13 protein-coding genes are annotated in these 17,424 nt (G+C 39.3%); 8 read left to right on the forward strand and 5 right to left on the reverse strand.

Going from position 1 to position 17,424, the window contains the following annotated elements; genetic code table 11:
- Positions 1-232: 232 nt before the first annotated feature.
- From B4Z90_RS13580 to B4Z90_RS13595, 4 genes are all read right to left on the reverse strand, one after another.
- Positions 233-553: a YbjQ family protein gene (locus B4Z90_RS13580; RefSeq protein WP_046673052.1), complete on the reverse strand. Its 321-nt coding sequence runs from the start codon at positions 551-553 to the stop codon at positions 233-235.
- A gap of 3 nt (positions 554-556) precedes the next feature.
- Positions 557-1,243, reverse strand: coding sequence for a potassium channel family protein (locus B4Z90_RS13585; protein WP_046673051.1), 687 nt, complete (start codon positions 1,241-1,243; stop codon positions 557-559).
- 109 nt (positions 1,244-1,352) lie between these two features.
- Complete coding sequence (locus B4Z90_RS13590) at positions 1,353-3,143, reverse strand: TrkH family potassium uptake protein (protein WP_236560322.1); 1,791 nt, start codon at positions 3,141-3,143, stop codon at positions 1,353-1,355.
- 106 nt (positions 3,144-3,249) lie between these two features.
- A complete protein-coding gene (locus B4Z90_RS13595; RefSeq protein ID WP_201303592.1) occupies positions 3,250-5,145 on the reverse strand; it encodes a hypothetical protein in 1,896 nt (631 codons plus the stop codon).
- Between the two features lie 95 nt (positions 5,146-5,240).
- On the opposite strand from B4Z90_RS13595, the gene B4Z90_RS13600 reads away from it, so the two are divergent.
- Positions 5,241-6,278, forward strand: coding sequence for a hypothetical protein (locus B4Z90_RS13600; protein WP_070560933.1), 1,038 nt, complete (start codon positions 5,241-5,243; stop codon positions 6,276-6,278).
- The gene (locus B4Z90_RS13605) at positions 6,238-8,691 is read left to right on the forward strand and encodes a hypothetical protein (protein ID WP_115046311.1); all 2,454 of its coding nucleotides are present in this window, start codon (positions 6,238-6,240) and stop codon (positions 8,689-8,691) included. The genes B4Z90_RS13600 and B4Z90_RS13605 overlap by 41 nt, the downstream gene beginning before the upstream one ends.
- A 65-nt stretch (positions 8,692-8,756) precedes the next feature.
- Here the strand turns inward: B4Z90_RS13605 and rsgA are convergent, their stop codons facing one another.
- Positions 8,757-9,677 carry a ribosome small subunit-dependent GTPase A gene (gene rsgA / locus B4Z90_RS13610; protein ID WP_115046310.1) on the reverse strand — a complete coding sequence of 307 codons (921 nt, stop codon included), beginning with the start codon at positions 9,675-9,677 and terminating at the stop codon, positions 8,757-8,759.
- A 106-nt stretch (positions 9,678-9,783) separates the two neighbouring features.
- Here rsgA and polA point away from each other — a divergent pair, with 106 nt between their 5' ends.
- The 6 genes from polA (at position 9,784) to B4Z90_RS13640 (ending at position 17,284) form a co-directional block, all read left to right on the forward strand.
- Complete coding sequence (gene polA, locus B4Z90_RS13615) at positions 9,784-12,585, forward strand: DNA polymerase I (RefSeq protein ID WP_286802508.1); 2,802 nt, start codon at positions 9,784-9,786, stop codon at positions 12,583-12,585.
- Positions 12,586-12,589: 4 nt separating this feature from the next.
- Positions 12,590-13,720, forward strand: a complete 1,131-nt coding sequence (locus B4Z90_RS13620) for a toxin-antitoxin system YwqK family antitoxin (RefSeq protein ID WP_115046293.1) — start codon at positions 12,590-12,592, stop codon at positions 13,718-13,720.
- Positions 13,721-13,744: 24 nt separating this feature from the next.
- Positions 13,745-14,398: a phosphatidylserine decarboxylase family protein gene (locus tag B4Z90_RS13625; protein WP_046671639.1), complete on the forward strand. Its 654-nt coding sequence runs from the start codon at positions 13,745-13,747 to the stop codon at positions 14,396-14,398.
- 63 nt (positions 14,399-14,461) lie between these two features.
- On the forward strand, positions 14,462-15,499 hold the full coding sequence (locus B4Z90_RS13630) for a sensor histidine kinase (RefSeq protein WP_115046290.1): 1,038 nt from the start codon (positions 14,462-14,464) through the stop codon (positions 15,497-15,499).
- A gap of 90 nt (positions 15,500-15,589) precedes the next feature.
- On the forward strand, positions 15,590-16,237 hold the full coding sequence (locus B4Z90_RS13635) for a DUF47 domain-containing protein (protein WP_046671637.1): 648 nt from the start codon (positions 15,590-15,592) through the stop codon (positions 16,235-16,237).
- A gap of 36 nt (positions 16,238-16,273) precedes the next feature.
- Positions 16,274-17,284, forward strand: coding sequence for an inorganic phosphate transporter (locus B4Z90_RS13640; RefSeq protein ID WP_046671636.1), 1,011 nt, complete (start codon positions 16,274-16,276; stop codon positions 17,282-17,284).
- The last annotated feature ends 140 nt before the right edge of the window (positions 17,285-17,424 follow it).

Consider the following 17,424-nt stretch of genomic DNA (forward strand, 5'->3'; position numbering starts at 1 on the left):
AGCCAAACTTAGATAAATTTGTTTTTATATACAATTATAATTATCGCTCAGTGTCCTGTTAACAGCAGGGTATTAACTGTATTGACTCGGCAATCGATCGCTCTTCCTTTTAAATACATAAATAGAAGGTGTCTAGAAAAATCGGGGCAAGCCTTTGGGCACTCAATAGCTGAAATGTTGCCTTAGCGAGGGACACATAAAAAAGGGAGCAAAATTTTTTGCCCCCTTGTAATTAAGATCTCATTTTTACCGCCGTTCCCGTTGCGCCCACCATCATCATTCCTCCTGTTCCTACCGTCTGGAAGTCCAGTCGAACCCCAACGACCGCATCAGCGCCCAAGGCGCGTGCACGGTCTTCAAGTTCACGCAGCGCTGCTTCACGGGTTTCCTGGAATGCGCGTTCATAAGAGTTGGATCTTCCGCCAAAAAAATCGCGAAAGCCCGCCATCATATCCTTGATTGCATTTGCCCCCAGAACCACTTCGGAAGAGACTATTCCCAAATAGCGTTCAATTTGGTGCCCCTCAATAGTACCTGTTGTTGTCAATAACATATTTTATTCTCCTTTTTGAATTAACTTATTAATATTGGATAGCTCACCAAAAACAACCAAAATATCACCCTCTTCCATGATCGTTTCCGATGCGGCAATTCCTGAAGCTTCTTTTTGTTCTTTAGTCACACCATCCTTTTTCATTTCTGTAATTTTCACGGTGGTTAAGACGATCACCTTGTATAAATTCGTCAGGTTCGCTTCACGCAAGGTCATCCCCACGTAACGCGCCGGAACTTTAGTCTCCACAATAGAGTATTTATCCGAGACTTTAAACGAATCGACGATATCAATATTGTCTAAACGCATTGCCAAACGCTCAGCAGCCTCTTCTTCCGGCATGATATATTCATTGATTTCCATGGCCTCCAACACAGTTTTTTGTAAATCTGAAACAATACGACCAATGATGCGTTTAACTTTCAACTGTTTTAAGAGCGCTACGGTCATGAGCGAAGCTCCCTCATCCTCTCCAATTGCAACAATGACAGCATGAGCATCTTTAAGCGGTAATGACGATACCGCTTCTCGGTCGGTGGTATCTAGGCATACCGTGTGCGTTATCTTGTCCTTTAATTGTTCAACGATACTGAGATTTCGGTCGGCACCAATCACCTCATGCCCGAGTTCAGTAAGATGTACCCCTAAAGAACGTCCAAAATGCCCCAATCCTAAAACAATATACTTCATATCTCAAACTAAAATAAATTTACCTTTATTTCCAAGCTATCTTTCAATTTATATGCTCATATTCCGCTGATAAAGCCATCAAATTTAGCCAAAACGGTCACTTGTCTGCTTAAAACAAGATCTTTTCTTCCGGAAATACAATATTTCTCCGGGTTGTATTTTTAATAAAAGCTACCAATAGCGTCAACATCCCAACACGTCCAACAAGCATTGTCAACGCAATAATTAATTTTCCCCCCATACTGAGCGAGGGTGTAATCCCCAAACTTAATCCACATGTTGTATAGGCTGATAGTGCTTCAAAGAGGAGTGCTTTCATACTCTTATCGGGATCAGTAAAAATGAGCACAAAAAAACTGAATCCAACCACAAAAAACGACAATAAAATAATCGCAAAAGCCTTGTTAACAGATTCGCCGGCTATTCGCCTTTTAAAAATCTCTATATATTCTTTTCCTTTAGCCAGCGAAACAATATTCAACAGTGAAACAGCAACGGTAGTTACCTTTACTCCCCCACCAGTAGATCCGGGAGAGGCCCCGACCCACATCAGCAGCATGATCAAAAAAACAGTTGGTGGCCCAACAAAACTCAAATCAACACTATTGTAACCTGCCGAACGTGCGGCATTGGCCATAAAGAAGGAAGTCGCCCATTCCCCATCGATTCCCTTTTCAAGAGAAAGTGTATTCCCTCGCTCCAAGAAATAGAAAAACAAAGTGGCACCTACAATAATAATCGCATTACAGACCAGCACCAATTTAGAATTAAAGCTAAAGCTCCATGCTTTATGCTTATAGTTTTTCTTTGTGATCCATCGGTGATAATAAAGCAATATGGATTCTTTCATATAGGTGTAGAAATTCAATACTATTCCAAACCCCAGACCGCCCAGAATGAAAAGCGAGGACAATGCCAATTGGAACGGATAATTGAATTTATAGGCTTCATGGGTAATTCCTCCAGATAAGATCGAAAATCCAGCATTACAGAATGACGAAATGGAATGAAAGATCGAAAAGAAAACCATGCTCCCCAAATTTGGGAAATTAGCACTTTCCAAGGTACTAAAGATCAGTATCGCTCCAAGAAATTCAAACAGCAGCGTAATAAAGATCATGGTCAATAGGGTTTTAATGACGGAGGCTACTTTATTTTCACCTAAAATTTCACCAAACATCAATTGATTCTTAAATGAAAATCCGCCCGAAAAAAAATAACCAAAAAAACCTGTAAATGTCATAATACCTAATCCTCCAACCTGTATCAAGACGATGACCACAGTTTGTCCAAACATGCTAAAATTGGTTGAAATATCGGCAACCGACAAGCCAGTGATACAAACAGCGCTTGTTGCCATAAATAAGGCGTCCACAAAACTTAATGGAGCTTCTACCGTGGTCCGTGGCAACATCAAGAGTACCGTGCCAAGCAGGATAAGAGCGAGGAAACTGATGACAAATAATATGGTCGGATTAAAATAAAAATTATCAAAGAAAAGTGTGCTCTTCGACAGCTCCGCGATAAAAATTAGATAGATTCCGAGATAAACCCACTGTTCTCTTGAAAAAACAGCGAGTGCTCCAAACCCTGCAAAACGGGCAATAAGAATAAATACAAAGTAAATGAGAATAACCAAGCCCGAGTAATGCTCCACAGCAATTTTTTTGAGTGCGTAAATGGAGGATGACTCGCGGAGAGCAATCATGAAAAAGAGCACAAAGAATAGATAATGAATTGTTTTACCCAGCAATTTCCCTAGTGCAGGATCAGTAACATAGCCTACATTAAATATAACGATTGCAGCGCAAATCATGCTCACATAGAACATGATTTTGTCTACAAGCCCATTTTTATATTTGAAAACAAATCGGATAAAACTTAAAATCGAATCTATCATAATGTCTCAAACTAAGATAAATCTGTCAATAAATGCAAATCTATCTCCGTTGTGTTTTTTGGCGCGCCGACTTAACCAAGGCAACCTTTTCACGTGAAACGGATCTTTAATTTCCCGCCCCTTCTTTCTCGAGTTCCTTTTCAGCCTTTTCACGGTCACGCTTCCTTTTCTCTTCAATCTTTGCCGCCTCTTTGGCCTCATCTTCTTTTTCTTCCTTCAGCAACTCCTCAGGCGTTTTGTGCTTCTTAAATATACTTGAAATCATTTTCTTGGCCTTGCTGATTCCCCCAACGACTTTTTCAACTTTTCCAGCTGTGTTCATTAATTTAGCTTCCCGTTCTGGACCAAGGCCGACACATTGCTTAATTCCAACCAACAAAGTCTGCCACATCGCTTTAAAAAATGGATGATTGGGGTCCCTGCGCTTATTGATATGCCCTACCGTATATTTCCCGTATAAATCCGGATTGCTCGGATTAAACAACACCTGATTAATCATAAAAGACAGCAGCCCCTTTTTTTCTCGACGACCATCATCACCTGGCTCCGACAGGATATTAACTTTGAGATCATCATAATCCATTTTAAAGGTTCCTTTACTACGGTAATCGTTGGCCCATATGTCAAATGTAATCTGACTGAGATTGCCCGATTTAACCTCAACATTTAACAATGGCCGGATCATTTTATTAACGACTGTTAGATCCATTTTCCCAAGTGTGCCCTTGTAGGTATAGGCCCCAACTTTAGAGGTCATATCAAAAACGAAGTTGGTAGAAAGCTTGCCTGCATTCATAAAATTGCTGCTCAAATTTGCACGCATGAGCTTCTGCTTAAGCAATTTTGCCGAATCATTTGTCACATTCAATATCGTACCATACGTGTGATCAAAAGTAATGGTACCGATTTGACTATACTCATCACTCATTTCAGCATACGTAATTCCTATATTATCTAAAATCAATGAATCAATTCCCAAGCGTGTCGACATCTGCATTAATTTCATGTGCGGAGCATTTCCAATCTGACTGGTGGGTGGGCTTTTATAATGTTTATCACTATAAATCGAAAGAGAACCATTTTTTAAGCGTGCATTTTGTGCATATATTTTCTTATCACGGGAAAGCTCGGCAAAATTGAATCCCGTCAAAAGCAGGGTATCCATTTTCAGCACCATATAGCTTCCACCTTCACCTTTCTTTCGGTAATATGCAGCCTTATTCAGCGTCGGCTGATAAGCAACTTTAGTCAACAGGACATTGCGATTTTTACTATTGATTTTCAACTGATCAAAGTTTATCTTATAAAACCCGTCTGGAGTTTTATAGGTAAAACCAGGCACCTCAATATCAATCATTTTCGTATGATAAAAGCGCTGTTTGTCATGCTCAGAAGTCGAATCGATTAAAACGTCATCTATACGAACCTTGACCTTCTTGACTTCGAAATCTTGATAAACCCCTTTTTGGACCTGCGTATATTTAAAATCGATATCATTCAAATTGACAGCCCGAACCTGAATTTTTTTCAGATTATCCTTTATCTTTTCATACAATGGTTTTTTAGGTCCCCTACTCACCGTATCGTTATAACGGTGTACCTCATTGATGACATGAATCGTTGGTGTTTCGACGGTGATATCATTCAAAAAAAGTTCCTTTTCCATCAATACCCTTCGGATACCAAAGCTTTTTATTTTCAGCCTATTGATGGAAATTTCAAAGCGGTTATCTGGTGCTTTTTTGACCAACTCCAACTTTTTATATACGGAACTGTCTGAGACGAGCTGCAGATTGTCTATTGTTATATTGCCTAATAATAGGTTGACGTGGATATCGTCGTATGTAATAGTATACAAATTGTCCGTTGCTTGAGACACCAGCTGCTTGATTTTAGTATCTAAAAGGGGCTTCCACTTATTGCTAAAATACCAAATACCACCACCCAACGCCAGTAGGATAAACGCTACAATACCAAGAATCCATTTGAAAATAGGCTTCATAAAGTCACAATCTCTTTGTAATTTCGTCTTTATTTTATTGAATAACAAACAAAATTAAGCCCATTTTGTTTGAATTATGACTAAATAAGGTGAATATGCTGCGTAAAACACAACTATTTTTATTTTTTGTACCGCTATCTCTACTTTTTTTAGTTTCCTGCACCAAAACAAAGCATGAAACGGGCTTCTATTTTTGGAAGACCGTATTTCAGGTAGATACCGCAGAAAGCCGATCCTTAAAAGAAATTGACGCGAAATCTATCTATGTCCGCATCATGGATATTGATTTCGATCCATCTGGTGTACAAGCCATTCCTATTAGTCCCATTACGTTTACGCAACCTATACCCAAAGAACAGCAATTGATTCCTGTAGTATTTGTCAACCAACGTGTTTTTGCAGAGATGGATAGCCTGCAGATCAGGGGATTGGCAAATAAGATTGTTCCGTTTGTGACGGCTAAAATACAACAAGCCGGAAAAGAAAAATTTACCGAACTCCAACTGGACTGCGATTGGACAAAGACATCCCGTGATAAATTTTTCTATCTGCTCAGCTATTTGCAGCAATTACCGGCATTAAAAGATGTTATCGTGAGCGCTACGCTGCGGCTCCACCAAGTCAAAAATACGGTTACCAGCGGAATTCCGCCTGTGAAAAAAGCCATGTTGATGTGTTACAATATGGGGAATCTCAGACAATTTGGCAATCAGAACTCCATTTTAAATCAACAGGACCTCAAGACTTACCTAAGCGGAACATTACGCAATTATCCGATGGAAATGGATATTGCATTACCGCTATTTCAGTGGTTTGTCGTTTTCAGAAATAATAATTACATCGGTATTTCAAAGCATATCAACGAAGAGGATATCAAAGACTCCGCCTTATTTACCCATAACCCCAATACGAACCTCTATATTTTAACAAAGGATCTCCCAAAAGCAAACCTTAAAAAGGGAGATGTTATACGTTTTGAATCCATCAATCAGGGTGAGCTCCTACAAACGGCAAAATTTTTGAAGGGAGAGCTGAAAGGAAAAGAACACCGGATTATTTTTTATCATTTAGATCAAGCTACACTAGCAAACCATGGCAATGCCGAATTACAAAAAATTATTGCTGCTTTCTAGCACTACATTAGCTTTCTTCTTTGGAGAGATTGCAACCAATATCGCCTGTGGTCCTGAAGTGGATCCTTACGACAATCAAACGACATATTATCTCCCCAATCTGGAGGACAATGGATTTTCTGCCTTTCAATTCATCCCCTACCAATTTCTTTATACGGAGGAAGCACCAGTCAAAGAAAGTTTAATTAATGCCGAAACTTGGGTGAAGCACCTCGGTTCACAGGTCAAGGTTAAGGATGTCGAGCAATTGATGTACAACAGCAACGCTGCAACCGCTAATTTAGCCAGCAATCAACAAAAATCGGCTTGGACCAGCCTGCCAGATTCCATTAAAGGAAATACGTTCTTAAGCACATTGATTGACGGAAAACATGAAGCTGAACGTGCTTATTTTATGTTCACCAAAAAGCAGGAACCCATTACGAATATTCAACATAACTATTGGGATCCGGATACCCGAAATTTCAAAGAAATCACACAATTAGCTGAACTCGCCGAACAGCAGATCTCCAAGTACCCCAAAAATAGCTTTCTCTATATCCGTTATGCATATCAAGCCGCCCGCTTATATCTATTTGGGAAGGAATACGCCAAGAGCATGACGATTTATGAAAAGTACCTGCAATCTGCTAAGGGAGACGAAGCTATCCTCAATTGGGCACTATCCAACTATGCGGGGGCTGTCCGCAAAAATGGTGATCCTGCAAGGGCAGCTTATCTCTTTTCCAAATTATTCACCGCCAGTCCGGAAAGACGCATCCTCGCGTATGCTAATTTCCATTATATTACAGCCAGCGATGCCGAGATATTTCAATATGCAAAAAATGATGCCGATAGATTCAACATCAATGCGATCATTGGCTTCGGGACAAGTGACTATGCCCTGAAATATCTGATCGACTGCTATCAGCTCGATCCTGCCAATACCGTAAATGCGGTACTATTAGGACGCGAAGTCAATAAGATAGAAACAGAAATGAACGAGTCTTTTTACCTCAGTAGCGATAATTATAATTACTACAGTAAAAATGACGATAAAGGAAAAGTTAAGCTACATCTGGATTCGCTCCGCAATTTTGCGCTAAAACTTTATCGCGACAAAAAATATGTTCAACCCCAATTGGGCCTTATTACTGCTGCCTACCTAAGTTGGATGAATAAGGAAAATGCTTTAGCAAAAGAATACCTTGCTGGAATAAAAGAGACTGACCTCAGTCCAAAATTGATTGATCAGCTTCAAATTACCCGATTGCTCACACAATTGACGGACTGGCAAAGCAGTAAGCAGCTGGATGAAGTTCAATTGACCAAAACCTTATCGTGGTTAGAAGAAAAAGCAAAACTAGATGGTAAAGAAGATATCCGCAAACAAAACTGGGGTTATAGTGCTTTTGAATACAGCAACTATAGTTTAATCTGCCGGAACATTTTACAAAATCTTGTTGTAAAACACTATTTGAACACACAAGACACCGCTATGGCTAGTTTAGCTGCTGTAAAGGCAGATGCTTTTTACAACTATGGCTTTGTGAAAGACTCATTGGAAGATAATATGCAGTGGACAACAATGCACTTTTGGGAAAATAGCCTTACACCTAAAACGCTGTTAAAAATAAGGAATTTATTGTCGGACAATTCCCAACAGAACACCCTGTCTAAATTCTTATTGAAAGATATCAAACATTTTAATAGGGATTATCTCACCGAATTACTGGGTACAACTTATTTGCGCGAACTGGATTTCCAAAAAGCAGCAAAAACATTAGCAGCACTTCCTAAAGACCATAAAATAAAGGAAATTAAAAACTGGTATAGCACGGATGAAGATGACATCAAACCCAACCCCTTTATTGTGACGATAAATGACTATCCAAAAAAATACGGAAAGGAAAATACAACCAAACTAAAATATGCTGAACGGATGGCGCGGTTGGAAAATGCGATAAAAACGGAAAAAGACAATCAGAAAAAAGCGGAATATTACTTTCAAATGGCTACAGGTATCTATCAGACAAGTACCTACGGCAATGCATGGTCCATCGTATCCTACGATTGGTCATCGACAGATAACCATGCTCCCTCAACACTCCATTGGCAACGAAACTACCTACAGACTAAATCGGCAAAGGAATGGTATAGCAAAGCGCGCGCGCTCAGTTCCAATAAAGAATTCAAGGCTAAATGCACTTTTATGCTGGCCAAATGCGAACAAAAGGATTTTGTTTATACCAATGAATCGCGTTGGCAGTATTATGATTCACCTTTGAAAAATCCTTTTTACCGCTTTTCAATGCAAAATAGGTACTTCAAAGAATTGAGCACACAATATAAAGATACCCCATTCTTTACCATCGCGTCAAAAGAGTGTACCTATCTTCGCGACTTTTTAAACTTGACACAAGCGATACAATAAGGGCTGCCGCCTACCTTGCTTTATAAAAATATAGCGCCTTNNAAGGCGCTATATTTTTATAAAGATTAAGATCTACTATCTTCATTATGATATATACTGAGGTAGCTATCATAGCGGGAACTCTCAATATAGCCTTCTTCCACAGCCTCCATAATGACACAACCGGGTTCATTGATATGCCTGCAATTATGAAATCGACATTGATTCATCAACGCGCGCATCTCTGGAAAAAAATGGGATAGCTCCTGTTTTTCTATATCGACAATTCCCAACTCACGAATACCAGGCGTATCAATTAACTTCCCTCCAAAAGGAAGATCAAACATTTCAGCAAAAGTAGTTGTATGCTTTCCTTTGTCAGACCAATCGGAGATTTCACCAGTTTTCAACCCGTATTCAGGAACGATTGCATTGATCAACGTTGATTTGCCAACCCCAGAATGACCTGATACCAAGGTTATTTTATCTTTAAGCAGTTGCTTGACAACGTCGATATTGGTACCGGTTAACGCAGAAACCTCGAAACAGGGATAGCCAATATGTTCATAAATAGCTTTATAGTCTGCCAATATCTCCAACCCTTCATCACTAAAAAGATCCAATTTATTGAAAATAATTACGGCAGGAATTCCGTAGGCCTCCGTTGTTACTAGAAAGCGATCGATAAAACCTAAAGATGTTGGCGGAGAGGCAAGTGTCACCACTAAAAAAGCTTGATCCAGATTTGCTCCGATAATTTGAGTTTGTTTGGACAAATTGACGGATTTTCGAATGATATAATTTCGACGAGGTTCCAGTTCGTGAATGACCGCACTATCCTGATCAGGTTCCACATCAAAATGTACCCAATCCCCCACAGCAACAGGATTAGTCGTTTTTATTCCTTTAGTACGAAACTTTCCTTTAATACGACAATCGTATCTTTTATCATCTTCGCCCAAAACTTGATACCAACTACCTGTCGATTTAGTTACCAGTCCTCTCATAAATCCTGTTGCATTAAATGTGTCATAGTACAAAAATCGGAAAAATTTATTAAACTTACCCTTTGATGAATTTCTTACCTTTGTAAGGAGACTAAAATTCAATTTTGTGAAAAAACTATTTCTTCTAGATGGAATGGCTCTGATATATAGAGCTTATTTTGCATTGAGCAAAACTCCCCGAATTACCTCAACAGGGTTAAATACAGGAGCAATCATGGGATTTACCAATACCCTATTGGATGTATTGAAAAATCAGCAACCTTCCCACATAGCAGTAGTGTTCGACACGGCGGCACCTACCGCACGACATATTGAATTTGAAGCTTATAAAGCACATCGCGAATCTATGCCAGAAGACCTTGCGGCCTCTATCCCCTATATCAATCGCTTAATTGAGGGCTTCAATATTCCGATCATCACCATGGATGGTTACGAGGCCGACGATATTATCGGTACGCTGGCAAAAAAGGCTGAAAAGCAAAATTTTCAGGTCTATTGCATGACACCGGATAAAGATTTCGGGCAACTTGTGTCTGAAAATATCTTTATCTATAAACCTGCACGCATGGGTAATGGAGCAGAAGTACAAGGTGTCAAAGAGGTTCTTGAAAAATGGGAAATTTCTGACGTTTGCCAGGTCATCGATATCCTTGGTCTTTGGGGCGATGCCGTCGACAATATCCCTGGTATACCTGGAATTGGAGAAAAAACAGCGAAAAAACTTGTTCAGGAATACGGATCTGTCGAAGGCATTATCGCTAACGCGGATCAGCTTAAAGGAAAAATGCGCGAGAACGTGGAGAATTTTGCAGAACAAGGGCTTATCTCCAAAAAATTAGCCACTATTTTATTGGATGTACCCATTGAACTTGATGAAAAATCGCTAGAACTGGAAGACCCAAACAAAGAAATCCTTGAACCACTATTTGCAGAATTGGAATTCCGAACACTTGGAAAACGAGTTTTCGGCGATGAATTCTCCGTACTTGACAAGAGCATTCCTACAAATGGGCAAATGGATTTATTTTCGACAACAACGACGACAATTACCACGACCGAAATTGTCACTGAAATCAGTGTCGAAAATGTCGCAATAAATAATATACATAATACAACACATGAGTATGTTTTGGCCGACACAGCGGAAAAACAAGTAGCGCTAGCCGAACAGCTTGCGTCTTTAGATAGTTTTTGTTTCGACACAGAAACAACAGGATTGGATGCAAACCTTGCCGATATTGTGGGCTTATCATTTTCTTTTGAAAACGCTAAAGCGTATTATGTCCCAACACCTGCCGATCGTGAGGGTGCTCAAGCTATAGTCGATATTTTCAAGCCAGTTCTAGAAAACCCAAACATCGAGAAAATAGGACAAAACATCAAATACGATATTTTGTTATTAGCACGCTATGGTGTAAAGGTACAAGGTTCCCTTTTTGACACCATGCTTGCACATTATCTAATTGATCCAGATACCCGCCACGGGATGGATGTACTTGCAGAAAATTACCTGAATTACAGCCCGGTATCAATCACCGAACTTATCGGTGAAAAGGGAAAGAAGCAAGGGAATATGCGCGACGTTGAAGTCGAAAAAGTAAAAGAATATGCTGCTGAAGATGCAGACATTACCCTACAGCTAAAAAATGTGTTTCAACCCCTTCTTGTCGAGACCAACACCATGCAGCTCGCTCAGGATGTCGAATTCCCATTAGTCTATATACTCGCTGAAATTGAACGAAACGGTGTAAAAATAGATGTTCCGGCACTTGAAGAGTTTTCAAAAACACTGGATCAGGACATTAAAAATCTCGAGGAATCCATCTTTGAGAAAGCGGGCGTAAATTTCAATATCGCCTCCCCTAAGCAATTGGGAGAAGTCTTATTCGATAAACTGCAACTGGATCCTAAAGCTAAAAAAACAAAAACAGGACAATATAAAACAGGTGAAGATGTATTATTGGCATTGGCCCATAAATCAGATATCGTCCAAGATATCTTGAACTTTAGGCAGATGCAAAAACTCAAATCTACCTATGTTGATGCGCTACCTGAATTGATAAACCCCGAAACAGGGCTCATTCATACGTCATATAATCAAGCGGTTGCCGCAACAGGCCGTCTGAGCTCAACTAATCCGAACTTGCAAAATATCCCGATCCGTACCGAACGGGGAAGAGAAGTCAGAAAAGCCTTTATCCCAAGATCTGAAAACAACGTGATCCTCTCAGCCGATTATTCACAGATTGAACTCCGCCTGATTGCCGAACTCAGTAAAGATCAGAATATGATGGAAGCATTTAGTCAAGGTCACGATATCCACCGGGCAACAGCCGCGAAAGTCTATAATGTGGATTTTGATGCCGTTACTTCTGAACAACGTCGCAACGCGAAAGCAGTTAACTTTGGCATTATCTATGGCCAGTCGGCCTTCGGCCTTTCCCAAAACCTTGGCATATCTCGTAAAGAAGCATCCGATATCATCAATGAATATTTTAACCAATATACAGGAATAAAAAAATACATGAGTGATGCCGTCGAGTCTGCAAAAGAGAAGGGTTACGTTGAAACAATTTTAAAACGAAGACGTTATTTGAGAGATATCAATTCTGCAAACATGACCGTTCGCGGATTCGCTGAAAGAAACGCAATTAATGCTCCGATCCAAGGATCGGCAGCAGATTTGATCAAACTTGCCATGATCGCGATTCAGAAGGAAATTGAACAGCGAGGTTTAACAGGTAAAATGATCATGCAGGTGCATGATGAATTGGTTTTTGACGTACCTAAAGACGAGATCGAGGTATTCAAAAAAATTATTTTGGACAAAATGTCCAATGCTATAAAAACAAGTGTTCCTTTGATCGTAGAAATTGGAGAAGGCAAAAATTGGCTAGAAGCACACTAAAGTTATGATTAGAAAATTCATCCATATCTTATTATTATTGTCTGTGTGCAGCTTTACAAACCTGTATGCACAGGATGAAAAACCTGTATTCTATGAAAAATTAGACCAGGGATTGATTCGTTTTTATTTTGACAAATATTATTATTTGGTTTCAAAAGAGTGCGAGTTTAAAACGATTGAACGTGTGAGCAAATTTGATTTTGCAAAGCAAGTCTTTGACGGAGAGTTTCGCGATTTTGCGCCAAATGGAGCGAGAATACTCATTGGTTCCTATAAAGATGGTAAAAAAGAAGGCGTATTTCAAGCCTTCCATCCAAATGGAGTGCTGAAATGGGAAGTAAATTTCCAAAACAACCACCCGACCGGTGATTGGAAATATTACTACCCGGATGGAAAACCGCTATTGACCATAACCTATAGTGAACAAGGCTACTTTATAAAAGATTACTGGGACAACAGGGGCAAACAGGAAGTAATAAATGGCGAAGGCAACTATGAATTTTCTATTCCGTTTGAAGGATTTACTGAATTTGGGTTTGATTTCTACCTACGCAAAGGAAAGGTGAAAAGCGGCAGGCCACAGGGAAACTGGAATACATATTTCTACAATGTAGGTCAGCAACCCGTTTACGCTATGACACAACGCTTTGCAAATGGTGTGCTCACAATGACCTATGATGACAATGGAGACCTAAATAATGAGGATTTCATGTCGCTAAGCATCCTCCCTTATGACTATTTTATACGAGCGGAACTATTTAACGGTAAGTCTTGCAGCTTTGATGATTATTCCAATTTTTATGCTTTCTTAACTAAACGTTTTAATGACAATCTCAATAAAACCGGACTAGATATCACCAAGCAGGTTAATTTTTCTTACCTCGTGGAAGTAAAGAAAACCGGAATGGCTAATCTAAAAAGTCTCAAGTTAACATCAGATTCCGGAAACGAATCTTTCGATGGCATTTTGAGCCGTATTGCGAGAAGTATTGACTTCTATTTCCCTACGTATAAAGACAACCAGCCTCAAGACGACCTCATCAGAGTGTCTGGTGGGATCACACAGGGTAACGATGGAAAAATCTATACCCATTCAATTAAAATCGAAAGACAAATAGACAATTCGAGTAAATAATTATCTTTGCAGAAATAAATAGATATGAAATTTCATAAAGAAGGATATACCACATTAGCGATCGCTGTACTTTTTATCTTCATTATCAATGCCGTTGCGGATTATTATGACGCTCCGCAATACGCCAAATGGTTTATTTATGCGCTATCAGCATTCCTATTCATCACAGTTGTCCAGTTTTTCAGAAGTCCCAGAAAAGTGGTCAACCCGCAGGATGACGTGATTCTTTGTCCAGCGGATGGAAAAGTTGTTGTTATCGAAGAAACTGAGGAAAATGAGTATTTCCACGATAAGCGGATACAGGTATCTATATTTATGTCTCCTGTCAATGTCCATGTCAACAGAAACCCAATCAGTGGTTTAGTCACGTTCTTTAAATACCATCCCGGCAAGTTTCTGGTGGCTTGGCACCCCAAATCATCTACAGATAACGAAAGAACAACAGTCGTTGTCAAAGATAAAGCTGGTCGGGAGGTTCTTTTCCGCCAGATTGCAGGAGCCTTAGCGCGCCGTATTGTATGGTATGTAAAAGAAAAAGACGAAGTCGTGCAAGGCAATGAGTTTGGTTTTATCAAATTCGGTTCCCGCGTAGATCTATTTCTTCCTTTAGGCACAGAAATCAATGTTAACATTGGTGACAAGGTTACTGGAGCAAAAACGATTATCGGAAAATTTTAACAATTTATTAATATCATTATAAGTAACTTAGGCTCCAAATCAGGGGCCTTTTTTATTCTGCAAATGAACTTTAAACAATTATTACTGGCAAACTCCGCAGCTGTCGGCATTGCAATATCTACGATCAGCTTTTATTATAAACATGATCTACAGACAGCGCTGATCATTTTCTTTGTTGCTGTGGTAACGAGTTTCCTCCTATTTAACTATCTATTTGAAAAATATATATATCGTAGACTCAATACGATGTATAAACTGATTCATAACCTTAAACTCGGCAAGGATCTTAAAGATGCTATCGGAGAACATGTCAGTGAGGATCCTATCACAGATGCTGAGAACGAAGTCAAAGCATGGGCAAAAGATAAAAAAAATGAGATAGAGCAGTTAAAATCACAAGAGAAATTCCGCAGAGAGTTTTTATCAAACATTTCTCATGAATTCAAAACGCCTTTATTTGCCACCCAAGGTTACATTGAGACCCTGCAAGATGGCCTGATTGAAGAAGACATGGAAATGGCCAAGAATTTCTTAGATAAGGCTGCCCGGAATCTAGACCGGCTAAATTACCTGATTCAGGATCTTGATGAAATATCCAAACTGGAATCCGGAAAAATGGTCCTGAATATAGAAAAATTCGATATCGTCGACCTCATTAAAGACACCACCTACTCTCTTGAAGACAAAGCTAAACAACACAATATCAAAATAGAATTCAAACCCAAAGCGGGTACACCCCATTGGGTTAAAGCTGACCGCAATAAAATTCATCAGGTATTATACAACCTGATAGACAATTCCCTAAAGTATGGAAAAGAGGGCGGGACAACTAAAATTAAGATTTTCCCACTGTTTGAACAGGTTCTTATCGAAATTACAGACGACGGTTATGGCATCGAAGAAAAAAATCTAAGCCGTGTATTCGAGCGCTTTTTTCGAACTGATAAGAGCCGATCACGCGATATTGGAGGATCAGGATTAGGATTGGCTATCGTAAAGCACATTGTCGAAGCACATCAGCAAAACGTAAATGTGCGTAGTACAGAAGGGATTGGAACAACATTTGGCTTTACTTTACAAAAAGTTCAGTCCGGTAATTAAACAATTGATGACACTTTTGTGTTTAAACAAAATCAATGTTAACATTAACTTAACATTAAGGTATTATTTTTGCAAAAATAAATTTAAGATATGTCTTTAAATAGCATTTTTCAATACTTCGTTCCAAAGGATAAAAAATTCTTCCCTTTGTTTGAACAAGCCGGCAACAACTTGATCGAGATGTCAAAGTTGTTAAAAGATATTGTTAACTCAAGCAACCCTGAAAAGAAAAAGGAATTAACACGCAAAGTGGAAGATTTGGAACATAGAGGCGACAACATCACGCATCAAATTCATTTGGAGCTGGGAAAGAACTTTATCACTCCTTTTGACCGCGAAGATATACACTCTTTGGCAAGCTCATTGGACGATGTCGCAGATTTTATCCATGGTGCCGCCAATAGAATGGACCTTTACAAGGTTGAAAAGGCCACGGAGCCAATGATTGAAATTGCTGACTTACTAGTCGAAGCTACAGAACATGTATCAAAAGCTATTCATGAGCTTAGAGATTTGAAAAATATCCGCAATATTACGGATTCATGTGTTCGCATCAATAGCGTAGAAAACAAAGCGGATTATATTTTCGATAAAGCTGTAGCTGACCTTTTTGAATTTGAAAAAGATGCAATTTCATTAATCAAGCACAAAGAAGTGTTATCTGCAATGGAAGATGCAACCGATAAATGTGAGGATGTTGCTAACGTATTAGAAAGCATTCTGGTTAAAAACGCATAATCATTCGATTTAAGTGCACAAAAATTCTACGAGATTATGATGTCAACATTACTCGTTGTTGTAATTGTCCTTGCGATTGCTTTTGACTACATCAATGGATTCCATGATGCCGCCAATTCTATTGCGACAGTTGTATCAACAAAAGTTTTAACGCCAGCAATGGCTGTTTTATGGGCTGCGATATTCAACTTTGCAGCTTACTTCTACTTTACAGATCATAAAGTAGCCAATACCATTGCAAAAACAGTATTGGAAGAATACATTACCTTAGAAGTTATTTTTGCGGGGTTACTTGCAGCAATCGGTTGGAACTTATTTACCTGGTACTATGGTGTGCCATCCAGTTCATCCCATACGCTTATTGGAGGTTTTGCAGGATCGGGAATGGCTTACGCGTTCATCCTTGGCGCAGATCCTATCCACGCCATCAATATTGATGCAACCTTAAAGATTATTGCATTTATCGTACTGGCCCCTATTATAGGTATGACGATATCGGTTATCATCACATTGATTGTAATCAACCTGGCAAAAAACTCCCGTCCAAGTGTTGCCGAAAAATGGTTCAAGATATTGCAACTTGTTTCTTCTGCCGCCTTGAGCTTTGCACATGGAGGTAATGATGCGCAGAAAGTCATGGGAATTATCCTTGTAGCGATGGTTGCTGGTGGCTATGTCCCAACGACTGAACACATGCCTGAATGGATTCCATTAACTTGTTACGCAGCAATCGCTGCCGGAACAATGAGCGGTGGGTGGAAAATTGTTAAAACGATGGGAACCAAGATTACAAAAGTAACACCCTTGGAAGGTGTTTGTGCTGAATCTGCAGGAGCTGTCACCTTGGGTATCACAGAACATTTTGGGATACCAGCCTCAACTACGCATACCATTACAGGTGCAATCATCGGTGTTGGTGTTGTCAAACGTGTATCAGCAGTACGTTGGGGGGTAACAATTAGCTTGTTATGGGCTTGGATATTAACCATTCCGGTTTCAGCTTTGTTGGGCGCGTTGTCGTTATTGGTCGTACATTATTTGCTTTAGAAAAAATACTTAATTTTTTTCTTAAACCTATTGAAACAAAACAAAAATTTGGTACTTTCGTACCGGATTTTTGTTTTGTTGTTTCACATTAAATACTTAATTTAGTACAAAATATAGCAAAAACAAAATTTTAACATAAC

This window comes from Sphingobacterium sp. UBA5639 (genome assembly GCF_002421245.1).
Classification (GTDB): Bacteria; Bacteroidota; Bacteroidia; order Sphingobacteriales; family Sphingobacteriaceae; genus Sphingobacterium; species Sphingobacterium multivorum.

Excerpts from the sequence above, each read along its gene's own strand:
- B4Z90_RS13580 (WP_046673052.1), bottom strand. The coding sequence starts at position 553 with ATGTTATTGACAACAACAGGTACTATTGAGGGGCACCAAATTGAACGC.
- B4Z90_RS13585 (WP_046673051.1), bottom strand. The coding sequence starts at position 1,243 with ATGAAGTATATTGTTTTAGGATTGGGGCATTTTGGACGTTCTTTAGGG.
- B4Z90_RS13590 (WP_236560322.1), bottom strand. The coding sequence starts at position 3,143 with ATGATAGATTCGATTTTAAGTTTTATCCGATTTGTTTTCAAATATAAA.
- B4Z90_RS13595 (WP_201303592.1), bottom strand. The coding sequence starts at position 5,145 with ATGAAGCCTATTTTCAAATGGATTCTTGGTATTGTAGCGTTTATCCTA.
- B4Z90_RS13600 (WP_070560933.1), top strand. The coding sequence starts at position 5,241 with ATGCTGCGTAAAACACAACTATTTTTATTTTTTGTACCGCTATCTCTA.
- B4Z90_RS13605 (WP_115046311.1), top strand. The coding sequence starts at position 6,238 with ATGGCAATGCCGAATTACAAAAAATTATTGCTGCTTTCTAGCACTACA.
- rsgA (WP_115046310.1), bottom strand. The coding sequence starts at position 9,677 with ATGAGAGGACTGGTAACTAAATCGACAGGTAGTTGGTATCAAGTTTTG.
- B4Z90_RS13620 (WP_115046293.1), top strand. The coding sequence starts at position 12,590 with ATGATTAGAAAATTCATCCATATCTTATTATTATTGTCTGTGTGCAGC.
- B4Z90_RS13625 (WP_046671639.1), top strand. The coding sequence starts at position 13,745 with ATGAAATTTCATAAAGAAGGATATACCACATTAGCGATCGCTGTACTT.
- B4Z90_RS13630 (WP_115046290.1), top strand. The coding sequence starts at position 14,462 with ATGAACTTTAAACAATTATTACTGGCAAACTCCGCAGCTGTCGGCATT.
- B4Z90_RS13635 (WP_046671637.1), top strand. The coding sequence starts at position 15,590 with ATGTCTTTAAATAGCATTTTTCAATACTTCGTTCCAAAGGATAAAAAA.
- B4Z90_RS13640 (WP_046671636.1), top strand. The coding sequence starts at position 16,274 with ATGATGTCAACATTACTCGTTGTTGTAATTGTCCTTGCGATTGCTTTT.